At 68.1% G+C, this 13,362-nt stretch carries 11 protein-coding genes; 10 read left to right on the plus strand and 1 reads right to left on the minus strand.

Features of this window, described 5'->3' with window-relative positions; genetic code table 11:
- Positions 1-140: 140 nt before the first annotated feature.
- A complete protein-coding gene (locus BS83_RS35125) occupies positions 141-1,340 on the minus strand; it encodes an MFS transporter (RefSeq protein ID WP_232248780.1) in 1,200 nt (399 codons plus the stop codon).
- A gap of 358 nt (positions 1,341-1,698) precedes the next feature.
- On the opposite strand from BS83_RS35125, the gene BS83_RS35130 reads away from it, so the two are divergent.
- The 10 genes from BS83_RS35130 (at position 1,699) to BS83_RS48465 (ending at position 12,884) form a co-directional block, all read left to right on the plus strand.
- The gene (locus BS83_RS35130; protein ID WP_157597450.1) at positions 1,699-2,190 is read left to right on the plus strand and encodes a hypothetical protein; all 492 of its coding nucleotides are present in this window, start codon (positions 1,699-1,701) and stop codon (positions 2,188-2,190) included.
- A gap of 41 nt (positions 2,191-2,231) precedes the next feature.
- Positions 2,232-3,134, plus strand: a complete 903-nt coding sequence (locus BS83_RS35135; RefSeq protein ID WP_157597451.1) for a hypothetical protein — start codon at positions 2,232-2,234, stop codon at positions 3,132-3,134.
- A gap of 186 nt (positions 3,135-3,320) precedes the next feature.
- Positions 3,321-4,151, plus strand: coding sequence for a hypothetical protein (locus BS83_RS35140; protein ID WP_157597452.1), 831 nt, complete (start codon positions 3,321-3,323; stop codon positions 4,149-4,151).
- A gap of 48 nt (positions 4,152-4,199) precedes the next feature.
- Positions 4,200-4,742: a hypothetical protein gene (locus BS83_RS42530; RefSeq protein WP_051944572.1), complete on the plus strand. Its 543-nt coding sequence runs from the start codon at positions 4,200-4,202 to the stop codon at positions 4,740-4,742.
- Positions 4,743-4,760: 18 nt separating this feature from the next.
- The gene (locus tag BS83_RS35150; RefSeq protein WP_037607390.1) at positions 4,761-6,089 is read left to right on the plus strand and encodes a peptidoglycan-binding protein; all 1,329 of its coding nucleotides are present in this window, start codon (positions 4,761-4,763) and stop codon (positions 6,087-6,089) included.
- Positions 6,086-6,823: an ABC transporter ATP-binding protein gene (locus BS83_RS35155; RefSeq protein WP_084714614.1), complete on the plus strand. Its 738-nt coding sequence runs from the start codon at positions 6,086-6,088 to the stop codon at positions 6,821-6,823. Before BS83_RS35150 ends, BS83_RS35155 begins: the two co-directional genes overlap by 4 nt.
- Positions 6,816-8,066: an ABC transporter permease gene (locus BS83_RS35160; RefSeq protein WP_037607391.1), complete on the plus strand. Its 1,251-nt coding sequence runs from the start codon at positions 6,816-6,818 to the stop codon at positions 8,064-8,066. Before BS83_RS35155 ends, BS83_RS35160 begins: the two co-directional genes overlap by 8 nt.
- A gap of 61 nt (positions 8,067-8,127) precedes the next feature.
- A complete protein-coding gene (locus BS83_RS35165) occupies positions 8,128-8,643 on the plus strand; it encodes an AMIN-like domain-containing (lipo)protein (RefSeq protein WP_037607392.1) in 516 nt (171 codons plus the stop codon).
- A 49-nt stretch (positions 8,644-8,692) separates the two neighbouring features.
- A complete protein-coding gene (locus BS83_RS35170; protein WP_157597453.1) occupies positions 8,693-12,745 on the plus strand; it encodes an SGNH/GDSL hydrolase family protein in 4,053 nt (1,350 codons plus the stop codon).
- A 10-nt stretch (positions 12,746-12,755) separates the two neighbouring features.
- Positions 12,756-12,884, plus strand: coding sequence for a hypothetical protein (locus BS83_RS48465; RefSeq protein ID WP_269664882.1), 129 nt, complete (start codon positions 12,756-12,758; stop codon positions 12,882-12,884).
- Positions 12,885-13,362: the final 478 nt, after the last annotated feature.

A 13,362-nucleotide genomic window follows, 5' to 3' on the forward strand; every position in this document is an offset into this window, starting at 1 on the left:
ATACAACTTCTGAACTCCAAGGAGAGCCAAAGGGGTGAAGTCATGTCAAGGCTGAACGGAGAGGAGATTCGCAAAAGTTGCCGATTGGCGGCCGGAGGCCGGTCGGTGCGCAGGCGGGCAGGCGAAGGCAGTGCCTGACTTCAGGCGACACCCCGGACCCGGCGGACGAGTGCCCCGCCGACGACGGTGACCAGGGCAGTCGCCAGATACAGGCCGGTGTAGCCGCCGAGGTGGGCGATGATCGGCGCGGCCAGGACGGGGGCGAGGACCTGCGGCCCCGAGTTGGCGATATTGATCACACCGAGATCCTTGGCCCGGTCCCGCGCCACGGGCAGCACCTGGGTCACCAGCGCCTGGTCGACGGCGAGGTAGATCCCGAATCCGGCGCCGAGCACCGCGGCGGCGGCCATCGCCGCCCCCCAGCTGTGCAGGAAGGCGAGGATCAGCGCGGCCACGCCCATGATCACCGCACAGGCCACGACGAAGGGCCTGCGCCGTCCGATCCGGTCCGAGAGCACCCCGGCCGGGATCGCGGTGAGCGCCGCGCAGACCGTGTAGATGACGGTGAGGATCAGCACACCCGTGCCGGGGTCGCCGTAGTGGACCGAGTCGGTGAGGTAGTAGAGGAGGTAGAGCGTGCCGAGGGCGTTGCCCAGATTGATCAGGAACCGGGTCAACCAGGCCCAGCCGAAGTCCGGGTGCTGCCGCGGGCTCACCCAGAGCGTCCTGGCGAAGGCACGCGGGTCGAAGGCGGGCCGCAGGGCGCGCGGCAGTGCGGGCTCCCGCTGGCGCAGCACGAAGGGCAGCGCCAGGACGACGGTCAGCAGCGCGAGCAGTCCGTAGCCGGACCAGACGCCGGTCACCAGCAGCGTGGTGATCAGCGCGCCGAGCACCAGGCCGAGCGACTGCATGATCCCGGTCCATCCGCTGACCTGGGCCCGCTGCTCGACCGGCACCCGGTCGGCGACCGGCGTGCTCACCCCGGCGAGCATCGCGTTCAGCCCCGCCTGCGCCAGGCACCACCCGAGCGCGACGCCCCAGACCGTGTGCTGCGCGGCGGTCACCGCGAGCCCGCCAGCCCCGGCGACCGCTCCCCCGAGGATCCACGGCCGCCGCCGCCCGAACCGGCTCACCGTCCGGTCGGAGAGCGCGCCGGCGACCGGGTTCGCGACGACGGCGACGAGCGCGCCGAGGCCGGTGACGAGAGAGAGGGCGTTGTTCTTGTCGTGCGGATCGATGTGTTCGAGCTGCAGCGGGAGCAGGATCTGGATCGGCGTCATGAAGGCCATGAAGACGGCGAGCGTGGCCAGCGACAGCCCCACGGTCCACCCGGGCCGCATCCGCTCGACCGGCTCGGCGAACACCTCGGCGGCGTCGGCGGCGACGCTCTCGTGCACGGCCTGGTTCATGGCGGCCCTTCCAGCCATATGAGCAGTGCTCATGTTTCCCGGAGTTTAGGACCCGCGGAGGCTTTTGGGTAGAGGCAACGCGGCATCCGCGCCCGCCACTCCCGGGCCCGGTGCGAACAGCCGAAGCAGAGCCCTTCACGGCCGACCGCTACCGACCGACCGTCGAGCCGAGAGACCGTGGGAACTTCCCGGTAGCCCACCGATATAGAAGCAGTAGCACCCTTCGGCACGGTGTGGGTGGCGCAGACAAGTACGCCACCCACCCGATGAGATGGGAACTGCCACCACCATGACTCCAGCGCTGAAGCGGAACATGGCACGACTGCTCGGCTCTCTCGCCCTGGCCTCCCCACTGCTTCTCGGGGTGACCGTGCCCGCCCACGCCTCAACGAGCAAGATCTACAACTCCTGCTCGAACGGGGGTTGGGGCACCTGCCTCTACTTCAACTCGAACGGCGCGGGGGCGACCTGGGGGGTCGACGCCTCCGTCCCCGATCTCATCGGCTACTACTACTACTGCGGAGCTGGTGTGGGCGACTGCCTCAACGAGTACGCCTTCTCCGGAGGCAACGGCGCCGGCTACCCGGTGAAGAGCAACGCGGCCTCGATCGACAACGGCTTCACGCTCTCGGAGCAGTACGTCTACACCGGCAGCTCGTACGGCGGTGCCCGACAGGCCATCAACCCCGACTACCAGTACACCTACGGTTGGGTGAACCTCAACTCGACCCTCAAGAACCACGACGCCTCCCTGTACGCCGTCAGTTGCGGCTGCGGCTGATGCGTACTGGTGCGTCCAGAGTTCCATCTGCGGGTGTCGCCGTGGTGCTCGCGTTCATCGCGGCCACAGCGGCGTGCTCGACCTCCGGAAGTTCGTCGTCCTCCACTCGCGGGCCGGGATCGGACCTTCCGACCTCTCTGTCCGGGAACTCGGCCGACAACCTGACCCAAGGTCTCCTGCTTCCGCTCGAAGCCTATATGGAGACCGATTCCGAATCGCTGACGCTGCAGAACGCCGGCCTCGCGCTGGAATCCACGTGCATGGCCCGATACGGCTTCAGGACACCGAGCCGCGTGGTCCACGCGTCCATGCCACCCGGACATGACGCGGCCAACATGGAGCGCCGCTACGGAGTTTCCGATCTCGCGATCGCGCAACGCTACGGATACCACCTCGAAACGCCGATTCCCAAGAACGACCCGGCGAGCGAGCAGATGACTCCGCAGGAGAAGTCGGTGTTCGCCGGAGGCTCCAGGGGTGGGAACGGACTCATGGTGCCCCTGAGAGAGTTCGGCGGCCTGCCCGTGCCGACGGGTGGCTGCGCCGGTGAGGCGATGCGACGGATCGGGGACGCGAACGTCGACTCCGGTCTCCCGGAGCGGCTCGACATGGAGAGTCTGGACCGTTCCGCTGCCGATCCGCGTGTCCAGGCGGCCCTCGGGGCCTGGACAACGTGCATGGCCGCCAAGGGCTACCACGCGGACAGCCCCGAAACCATGGACCGCGTCGTCCCGTTCGCATCGACCCCGTCCGCCACGCCGACGGAGATCAAGGTGGCGGTCGCGGACGTCCTCTGCAAGAAGTCGACCGGTCTGGTCACGATTTGGGCCAACGCCGAGACCAAGGTCCAGAACTCCATGATCGAACAGAATCAGATCCCCCTGACCAACGAGCGGAAACAGCTCGATGCCGCGATCAAGAACGCGGCAGCCCTTCTTGGATGAGCCGATGACGTCCAGCGACAGTCACCGGCACGGGGAAGACAGGCAAACGGGGAAACCATGAGGAATTTTCGACGATCGGTTCATGATCCGAGGGCTCGTCACGTCGTGAGCGCTGCGGTCGTCCTCGGCGCACTGCTCACTGCTTCGGCCTGTTCATCGGGGGTGAGCGCCAGCAGGAGCTCTTCGGTGGGGTCGGGTTCGGCGTCCGCAGGGGCTGTTGCGTCCGGCGCGCCGGACGTCGGCCTGGCCAAGGGGATGGTGCTTCCCCTCGAGGCGTACATGGAGAGCTACGACCAGGAGCAGACGATCTCGGCCGCGCTCGCCAAGGCCGAGACCTCCTGCATGGCCGGCTACGGCTTCAGCTACAGCCCCGACCAGCAGGCCGGCTCGGCCCCGCTGAGCAGCGACGACGCCAACATGCCGCGGCGGTACGGAATCACCGACCGCGCCCAGGCGGCGCAGTACGGCTACCACGTCGCCGGCGACGCGACCAGCCCGCAGCCGCCCGCACCGCTGTCCCCACAGGAGCACCTCGTGCTCACCGGGGCGTCCGCCGGCGGGCGTGTGCCGGCGTCGCTGCCCACCTACGCGGGCCGGGCCATTCCCGCCGGTGGGTGCGCGGGCGCGGCCGGCCGAAAGCTCGGGGTCACCTTCGACACGAGTCTGGCCGACAAGCTGGCCTACGACAGCCTGAATCAGTCACAGGCCAGCCCTCGCGTACAGACCGCACTACGGCAGTGGTCGCAGTGCATGCACAGCCATGGCTATGAGGTCGACGTTCCCTTCCATGCCCCGACGTTGGCACCCTCCAGCGCCGGACCGTCGGCAAGCCGCCAGGAGATCGCGGTCGCCCTCGCCGACGTGGACTGCAAGGCGAGTGCGGATCTCGTACGGACCTGGTTCACGGTCGAGTGCGCGGTCGAGCAGCAACAGATCGAACAGCACCAACTCGCGCTGACCGAGGAACGTGACCAGATCGCGGCCGCGGTCAGGCGATCTGTCGCAGCAGCGGCCTGAAGGACGGACGTTCCGTCTCCCCAACAGTCAGAAACTCAGACAGGAGCAATGATGATCAAGAGCTTCGCCTCCGGTCGCGCCGGAATGGTGTTGAGCGGTGCCCTCATCCTCAGTGGGCTCGCTCTGACCAACCCGACGGCCGCCAATGCGGCGGACTACTACTTCTCGCGCCCCACCAACTGCAATTGGGCCGACTACGGGCTCGTGCTGCACTACAACTCGCTCAACTCGGCAAAGCAGCCGCAGGGGGCGGAGGCAACGATCTGCAGCGACATGCCGGACTACAACAACGAAATCGTTTTCACCGGCGAGCAGACCTGGGACCACTACAAGTACGTCTACGACATCGCCCCCTGGGACCCCTACCTCTCCCAGCCCGGAATGGGTCAGGCCGTGAAGAACAACGCCGCCTCGGCTGCGCTGGACGACTCGGCCCACCACTACGTCATCTACTACAACAGCAACTACCAGGGAGCCTCCCAGGCCATCCACTGGTACCAGGCCACGGCCGGCGGTGTGAACGGTGCGGTGAACCTCGACTCCACTCTGAAGAACAACGACGCCTCGCAGCGCTGGCTGGCCGGCCGGTAGATCGAGGTGACCATTGATGTGAGCACTCACCCCGACCCGCTGCGCCGAAGGCGCAAGGCCGTCCTGGTTGCCGCAGTGGCCGCGCTGCTGGTCTCGGGCGGCGGTGTGGTCGGCGCGGGATTCGTGCAGTCGCCTTCCCAGGCGGCGGCGGACACGCTCCCCCCACGGGCGAGCGTCATCACGGCGCCGGTCGAGCGTCAGGTGCTGCGCCAGACCGTCGTGCTCCGCGGCACGTTCTCGGACGGTCGTACCGTCTCGGCCACGCCGACCAGCGTGGCCGGGACGGCCTCGGCCCCCACCGGGGCAGGGGCCGGGACCGGATTGATGGTCACCGCGGTGTTCGTGTACCAGGGTGATCTGGTCCGCGCGGGTCGGCCGTTGGTCGAGTACTCGGGCAGGCCCGTCTTCGCCCTGCCTGGCGTGCTGCCGATGTACCGCGACCTGGTGCCGACGGCCCGTGGCAAGGACGTGGCGCAACTCCAGGCAGCTCTGCACTCGCTCGGGTACTCGACGGGGCCGGACGGGGAGGGGACCTTCGGACCGGGCACGAAGCGCGCGGTGACGCACCTCTACAGATCCATGGGTTATGACACGCCGGTCACAGGGGCGGCGACGGCAGCCGCCGTTAAGGCGGCGCAACAACAGCTCGACACCCTGCGCGCGCAACACGGGGCGTCCCCGTCCCAGCTGGCACAGGCGCAGACGGACCTCGCGCAGGCCGAGGCCGCTGACGGAACCATGGTGCCGGCTTCCGAGGTGGTGTTCGTGCCCACACTGCCGGCCAGGGTGGCCGGCGTGCCGGTCGCGGTCGGCGACACGGTGAAGGGGCCGGTCATCACGCTGGCGCGTGGCGGCATGACGTTGACCGGAATGCTCGATCCATCCGTCGGTGGACTGGTGAAGGCGGGGATGCGCGTGAGCGTGCTGTCGGAGACGACCGGGCAGCAGGCGGCGGGAACCGTGGACTCCGTGGGTTCGCTGACCACCTCTTCGGGCACGGCATCCGGAGCGGATGCCGCCGCTCCGGGGGGAACCGCGCCGACAGACGCGGGACCGGCCTATCTGCCCCTGATCGTCAGGCCCGACCAACCGTGGCCCAACTCCTTCGCCGGACAGGACGTCCGCATCACCATCACGGCGGCGGCTACCTCGGGACCTGTTCTCGCGGTCCCGGAGGCGGCGATCTCCGCAGGTGCGGACACCCGCACCACGGTGACCGTCCAGGACGGCGGCGGAGCACTGCGAACCGTCACGGTCAGTACCGGCGTCTCGGCGGACGGCATGGTCGAGGTCACCCCGACCGCCGGGGTCCTCGCCACCGGGGACCGGGTCGTGGTGGGCCAGTGAGCGAGGAAGCAACGGCCGACGCCGTACTCGAGCTGCGCGGTGTCAGCCGCACTTACCCGGGGCAGCAACCCGTCCACGCTCTGCACCCTCTCGATCTCACGGTCCATCGGGGTGACTTCCTGGCAGTACTCGGCCCCTCCGGATCGGGTAAGTCCACCTTGCTCAACCTGTTGGGGCTGCTGGACCGTCCGACCTCCGGCATCCTCAAGTTGGCCGGCCACGATGTGGCCAGGTTGAGCGAGCGGGACCGCGCCGCCCTGCGAGGCCGCCGGATCGGCTTCGTCTTCCAGGCCTTCCACCTGCTCCCCTACCGGAGCGCCGCGGAGAACGTCGCGCTGGCCCAGGTCTACCTCCACACCAGGCCTGCCGAGCGCCGTCAGCGAGCCAGTGATGCGCTGTGCCGGGTGGGTCTCGGACATCGACTCACGGCCATGCCGACCACACTGTCCGGCGGCGAGCGACAACGTGTCGCCATCGCGCGGGCACTGATCAACACACCTGACCTGGTGCTGTGCGACGAGCCGACCGGAAACCTGGACAGCCGCACCGCGGAGTCCGTCATGGATCTCCTGGATGAGCTCAACAGGTCCGGCGTCACCTTGGTCGTCATCACGCATGATCCCCAGGTCGCGAGCCGGGCCCACAGGTCCATCCGGCTGCGTGACGGCAGGCTGACGCCCGGGCCGGACGGCAGCCCGTCGGACGCACTCCTCGCGGGGGCCCGCGATGTCTGACCCGGCGCCGATCGACCGCACGCGTCCGCGCGTCCGCGACACCCTCTCCGAAGCGCTGACCGGCCTGGTACAGCGTCCCGCCCGCTCGGCCCTCACGATGCTCGGCACGCTCCTCGGGGTCGGGGCGTTCGTGGCCGTCCTGGGCCTGACCTCCACGGCGACGGGACAGATCGGGCATTCGTTCAACGTCCTGGAGGACACCACCGTCACCATCCACGACAATCCGACACCGGGCCAGGGCGCCACGGCCAGAGGTGCGGCGATGGACTTCCCGCAGGACAGCGACGACCGCCTGCAGGCCCTCAACGGCGTGCTGACCGCCGGAGTGTGGTGGGTCGTCCCGCTGCGCAATCCGCTCGTCTCGGCTCGCCCTGACCTCTCGGGTGCCTCGACGGCCCGGCCGGACAGCGACGTGTCCGTGTACGCGCTCTCCCCCGGCGCCGTCCAGGCGATGCAGCCCCGCCTTGCCGCAGGCACGGTCTACAACGCCTTCCACCAGAGCCACCGCGAACACGTCTGCCTGCTCGGCGCGGCCGCCGCCCGCCAGTTGGGCATCTCCCGGGTCGACAACCAACCTGCGGTGTTCGTCAACGGCGTCGCCTACACCGTGCTGGGGATCGTCGCCGACACCGAGTCGCTTCCGCAGACCCTTCTCGGCATGATGATCCCCTCCAGCACGGCCCTCTCCCTCTACGGCCCACCTGTCGACTCCCCCGCCCAGGCCCTGGTGCACACCCGCCTCGGGGCAGCTCAACTCATCGCCCGCCAGGCCCCGCTGGCCCTCCGTCCCGACCAGCCCGGCCTGCTGCAGGCCGTTCCGCCACCCGACCCGCACAGCCTGCGGGACCAGGTCAGCCGTGACCTGTCCAGCCTCTTCCTGGTCCTGGCCGCCATCTGTCTGGTCATCGGGGCCGTCGGCATCGCCAACACCACGCTGGTCGCCGTCCTGGAGCGGACCGGTGAGATCGGGCTGCGACGATCCATGGGCGCCCGACCACGCCACATCGCGACACAGTTCCTTGCCGAATCGACTGCACTGGGCCTCCTCGGAGGCCTGGTGGGAACGAGCTGCGGCGTGGCCACCGTCGTGGCGACCGCACTGGCGAAGCACTGGACGGCGGTGATCGACCCGTTGACGGTCCTGCCCGCCCCACTGATCGGCGCAGGGATCGGCCTGCTCGCCGGCCTCTACCCGGCTCTTCGGGCCGCCCGCATCGAACCGCTCGAGGCCTTGCGCCACTGACGGCCCGACGCCGCCGACACACCCCCTTTCCACCCGTTCGAGACACGGAGCGACGACAGACATGTCATGGACCCGACGCAAGATCCGCAGTCTGGCACTCGCCGCGGCTCTCCCGGCTGGACTCCTCATCACCGCCCCCACCGCCACAGGCGCCACCAGCCCGTCCTGCACTCCCGGCGGGAGCTACATCACCGCCGCCCGGAGCGGCGCCCACACCGGCTACGACCGACTCGTCCTGGACGTCTCCGGCAGCGCTCTGCCGGCCTGGACCGCCGCCCTGACGACCGACAACACCTACCCGATGCCCTCGGGCGACTCCAAGACCTACCTCATCCCCGGCCAGAAGTACCTCGATCTGCAGTTCACCGGCGTGACGACCACTGACAAGGTCACCGGCGCCGACTGCTACACCACCGCCAATCCGCTGGCCGTCAACCTGCCCGCCCTCAAGGGCATTCAGCGGACCAGCGACTTCGAGGGCTACCTCGACCTCGGCCTCTCCCTGGACGGCGTCACCAGCTTCCAGGTCTTCACCCTCACCTCCCCGGCCCGCGTCGTCATCGACGTCCACCACTGACCATCTCCCGGCACCTCTCTCACCGTTCGACGAAGGCAAAGGAGTAGCGTTGAAAATCCGCATACGCGGGAATCCGCTCAGGGTTGCTGCGGTCGCCGCAGTGATCGGCGGGTTCGTGACCCCCACCAGTGCGGCGGTCGCCTCGCAGCCGCTTCCTGTCGTGGGCGCCCAGACAGCTTCGGCACCGCAGTCCGTCGCCGCGAACGCCGCGGTGAACAATCCGGACGCCACCCTTCCCAAGGGCTGGAAGACCTCGCAGGACCGGGCCGTGACCGTCAGCGGCGACCAGTCGGGCCTGCATGTGATGAAAGCCGACAGCCGCGCAGCGTACGCCTGGAGCACGGTGGCGACCCTGTCCGAGCCAGGATTCTCGACCGACCTCTGGGTGGGGAACTACTGCCTCCCCGACCCCTCCCACGCGGTGGTGGTCTACGCGCCGCGGGGATTCACCAACACGCCGGCACTCATGGAGGAAGGGGCTTTCACGGCGGTCGTCGACCTGGACACGGGCACGACCACCAAGCTGCCCTTCACCGCTTCACTCGCCTACTTCGACCCGTCCTGCAACAGCACGCGCCACACAGCGGTCCTGACTGAGATCAACAGCAAGATCGGCAAGACCCGACTCATCACGATCGACAGTCACGGCAGGACCGTGGCGACTGCGGTGGCCAGTGGTGAGTTGACATCTGCCGTGACGACTCCGACGGGCATCGTGGCGGCCCGCGAAGCGGAGCTCATCGCAGTCAACCAGGACGGCACCACGCACACTCTCGCCCGGACTTCCGGTCCTGCCTTCGACCTGCAGCCGGCGGGCAGCGGGGTGGTCTTCGCCGACCGGAGCGGCTCCACCGAGCGCATCAGGCGCTATACCGGCCGGACCGTCACCACGCTCGCGACCGGGGAGCTCGGGCAGGTCGGGATGGAGGCCGACGCAGTCGGGCACCTGTACCTGACCGGCTCTCCGCAAAGTGTCACAGCCCTCCCCGCGGACATCTCGCGGTTGCACGCGTCGGCCTCCGCGACGCTCTCGACGACCGGAGCGCTGGCGGTCGACAGCGCGATTCCGGCCACCTTGGTCGCCCAGGTCGCTCACCCCTTGGCCGGGATTCCGTCGGCCAGTACCTCCCCGACCAGGATCTCCGTGACGGTTCCGGCTACGGGCAGGACCGTCGGCTTCACCGTCACGCCCGCCTCGGGTGGCACTGGCGCCGAAGGCACGCCGGCGCTGAAGGGAACGACAGTCGGCGGGAAGCCGACCCAGATCAAGCCGATGACCGCCGGCTCACCCAACTCCACCATCGACGCGGACCGGGCCTGCTCCGTTCCGCGAAACGATCCGGCCGAGCAGGCCTACCAACCCACACCGAACCAGGTGGAATGGGCGGTGGACATGGCCATCCGGGGAGATCTGACCTCCGGCTACGTGACGCAGGGCGGCTGGCGCACCTCGGACGGACTGGGCACGGTGAACCCGCAGGGCATGTTTCCCCTGCCCGCGCTGGTCGGCGGTGGCCGCATTCCCGCGCAGATCCTGCTCGGGATCCTGGCTCAGGAATCAAACCTGTGGCAGGCCGAGGGTGGCGCCCTTCCCGGTCAGACGAGCAGTCCGATCAACCCCAACTGGTACGGGAACCCGAAATTCGACCCGACCCACCCCGAAGCCATGTGGCAGATCAACTGGGCCAAGGCCGACTGCGGCTACGGCATCGGACAGGTCACCGACGGCATGAGGATCGGGCAGACCACCTTGACGGCCGCACAGCAGAAGGCGGTCGCCCTGGACTACACGTCCAACATCGCCGAGTCCGCCGCCATCATCGCCCAGAAGTGGAACGAGCTGCAGAGTCTCGCCACGCCGATCACCGTGAACAACAACAGTGCCCACTCCCTGGAGGACTGGTACGCCGCGATCTGGGACTACAACGAGGGCTTCAACGCTCCCGGAACCGACCCGTCGGGAGCCTGGGGCCTGGGGTGGCTCAACAACCCGGCGAACCCCCTCTACCCGGCAGCGCGCGGGCCGTTCCTCGACGGAAACATCAGCTGCACATTCGCCAACCCCGGCGGCACCGTCACCACCTACACGGGTTTTGGCAACTGCTACAACCAGACCGACCTCACGGACGGGCCGAGCTACGCCGACGCGGCGCACCCCCAGGACTGGCCGTATCAGGAGAAGGTGCTCGGCTGGGCCATGGCCCCGATCAACACCGGCCACTCCTACGATGACAACGGCAACCTCAACAATGGGAACACCGCCGGCTACAGCGCCGCGTGGTGGAACAGTGACTACGCCCGCGTCAATGCCAAGCCTCCGCTGAACGCGTTCTGCAACACCACCAATGCCTGCGACATCACGTCACCACCCCCCTGTGAGACGCAGCACCTCCCGAACTGCGACAACTTGCACTGGTACAACAAGCCCGTCACCTGGAAGACCGACTGCGCGACCTCCTGCGGCAACGAGTACCTCACCTACAAGACGCTTCGCGGCGAACCCGGTGACGGCAAGACATCCACGCCCGCCTGCACCACCAGCGGCCTGCCCAGCAACGCGCTCATCATCGACTCCGTCAGCGGGCAGGTTCCGCCCATGGTGGACGGCTGTTCCCGCACCTGGGCGAACGCCGGCACCCTCAACTTCACCTTCACCGCCGACAGCTCCGGCAACTACGAAGGCAAGGAGGACTTCCACCAGATCGGCGGCGGCTTCGGGGGCCACTTCTGGTACGCACAGACCCGTAGCACGACCACGGGCGCATCGAACCTCAGCTCGAACGTCCTCACCCCGAAGGTGAGCACACTCGATCAGGTCAAGGCTCAGCCACAGGTCACCGGGAACATGGCCGTCAGCGGCTCCTGGAGGCTGGCGAACCGTCTCAACGCCTGGACCCGCGTGATCGTCCATGTCCCCGACACGGGGGCCACCACACAGCAGGCGATCTACACCATTCACCTCGGAAACGGGACCACCGAGAACAGGATCATCAACACCCACTACAAGCAGAACACCTGGGTGCCGCTCGGCGTCTTCGACTTCGTCCCCGGCTCCGACTTCCAAGGGGTGACCCTCACCAACTTCACCTACGACGGCAGCGCGGCCTCGACGATCGCCTGGGACGCGATGGCCTTCCAGCCACTCCCGAGCAAGCCGGCCAACCTCGTGGTGCAACTCGGTGAGTCCTACTCGTCCGGCGACGGCACCGGGCCCTACTACACGAACACCGCCACCGGCCCTTACTCCGTCGACACGAACCAGCCGAGCGATCCCGGGTTCAACCGCTGCCTCCGGTCGCAGGTCTCCTGGATCCGGGCGGCCACGCTCCCCGGTCAGTCCCAGACCCTGGGTGCGCTGGCCGACGCATGGGACCCTTCGGTCGATCTGCACTCGGTTGCCTGCTCCGGCGCGGTGGCGAACGACGCCGATCCGGTCATCCCTGACGGAAAAGGCAACACGGGCACCATGAACTTCGCCGCCGACGGAGAGTACGGCGAGGTCCCCCAGGTGTACTCGGGCTTCCTCGACGCGAACACGACGCTCGTGACCATGACGATGGGCGGCGACGACGCCGGCTTCGCCTCCATCGCCACCTCCTGCGCGGCGTTCTGGGCGGTCGTCGAGTGTCCCGACACAGCGACGGTGGATCCCAAGTTGACTGCCGCCACCAGCAAGGTCGGCCAACTCATCGACGCCATCCGCGTGGAGGCGCCGAACGCCAGGATCGTCCTGCTTGGCTATCCCGACCTGTTCGACGCCAACGCGTCCACCTGCGGCAGCGCGATACCCGAAACCTCCCGGATATCACTGGACGGTTGGGGCGACAGCTTCAGCTCGAAGCAGTCGGCCATGGTGGCGGCTGAGCGTGCCAAGGGCGTCAACGTGACGTTCTACGACCCGAACACCCAGTTCAAGGGGCACTGGGACTGCGACTCGGACCCCGGGATCCACGATGTCGTGGCAGGACCGGCTGCGGACGACCCAGGAGACAACTCCTGCCCGGGCAATCCGGTGTGCCCCAGCGTGTCGAGTTTCCATCCGACCGTCCTCGGCTACCAGCTGTACGCTGAAGCGCTCCGCCAAGCCCTGACCGCACCCTAGGAGGCGGCCTGTGCGCCGACCGTCACGACATGCCGTCACCGGGCTCGTGGCCGTGGGAACGTGCCTCATCGTCCTGCTCGCCGGGATGATCTGGATCATGCTCAGCCTGCACCACGGGCTGAGCTCCGTTCCCTGGTAGCCACTGGCCACGACGGGAATCCGGCCCGGCCCCTGAATGCACTACATCCTGGGCCGGGCCGGCTCAGTTCGAGCCGCGAGGCATTCCGCTCACACTCGCCCGATCAATACTGGCCTGCGCACAGTTGACAATCCTTCGGTCTTCGTTGGATCGGCTGCTGTTCGGAAACTCTTCCCAAGCGGTGCCGGAAGCCCAGTGCGCCGGACTGAGGAGTGCCTCCCTCTGGTGCCTCACCGGCGAGGACGGCGGGTCGACTCTCGGCGGATCTCGGCCGTCGCGGTGCTCCTCCTGGTGGTGAGCGGTTATCGGCCGCGTTGGTCCTGCGTCCCGCATTGGTACGTCAGCCTCAGCATCGCTGTGGACATGACCGCCAACAACGGCGGGGACGGCGTCGCCGAGATCCTCTCCATGCTCATGATTCCCCTGTGCCTCAACGACTCGGGGCGTTGGTCATGGCAGAAGCCCGGGCCTCTTCAGC

Source organism: Streptacidiphilus rugosus AM-16, assembly GCF_000744655.1.
Taxonomy (GTDB): Bacteria; Actinomycetota; Actinomycetes; order Streptomycetales; family Streptomycetaceae; genus Streptacidiphilus; species Streptacidiphilus rugosus.

Coding starts and splice junctions, on each gene's coding strand:
- BS83_RS35160 (WP_037607391.1), top strand. CDS start 6,816: ATGTCTGACCCGGCGCCGATCGACCGCACGCGTCCGCGCGTCCGCGAC.
- BS83_RS42530 (WP_051944572.1), top strand. CDS start 4,200: ATGATGATCAAGAGCTTCGCCTCCGGTCGCGCCGGAATGGTGTTGAGC.
- BS83_RS35165 (WP_037607392.1), top strand. CDS start 8,128: ATGTCATGGACCCGACGCAAGATCCGCAGTCTGGCACTCGCCGCGGCT.
- BS83_RS35130 (WP_157597450.1), top strand. CDS start 1,699: ATGACTCCAGCGCTGAAGCGGAACATGGCACGACTGCTCGGCTCTCTC.
- BS83_RS35125 (WP_232248780.1), bottom strand. CDS start 1,340: ATGCGGCCCGGGTGGACCGTGGGGCTGTCGCTGGCCACGCTCGCCGTC.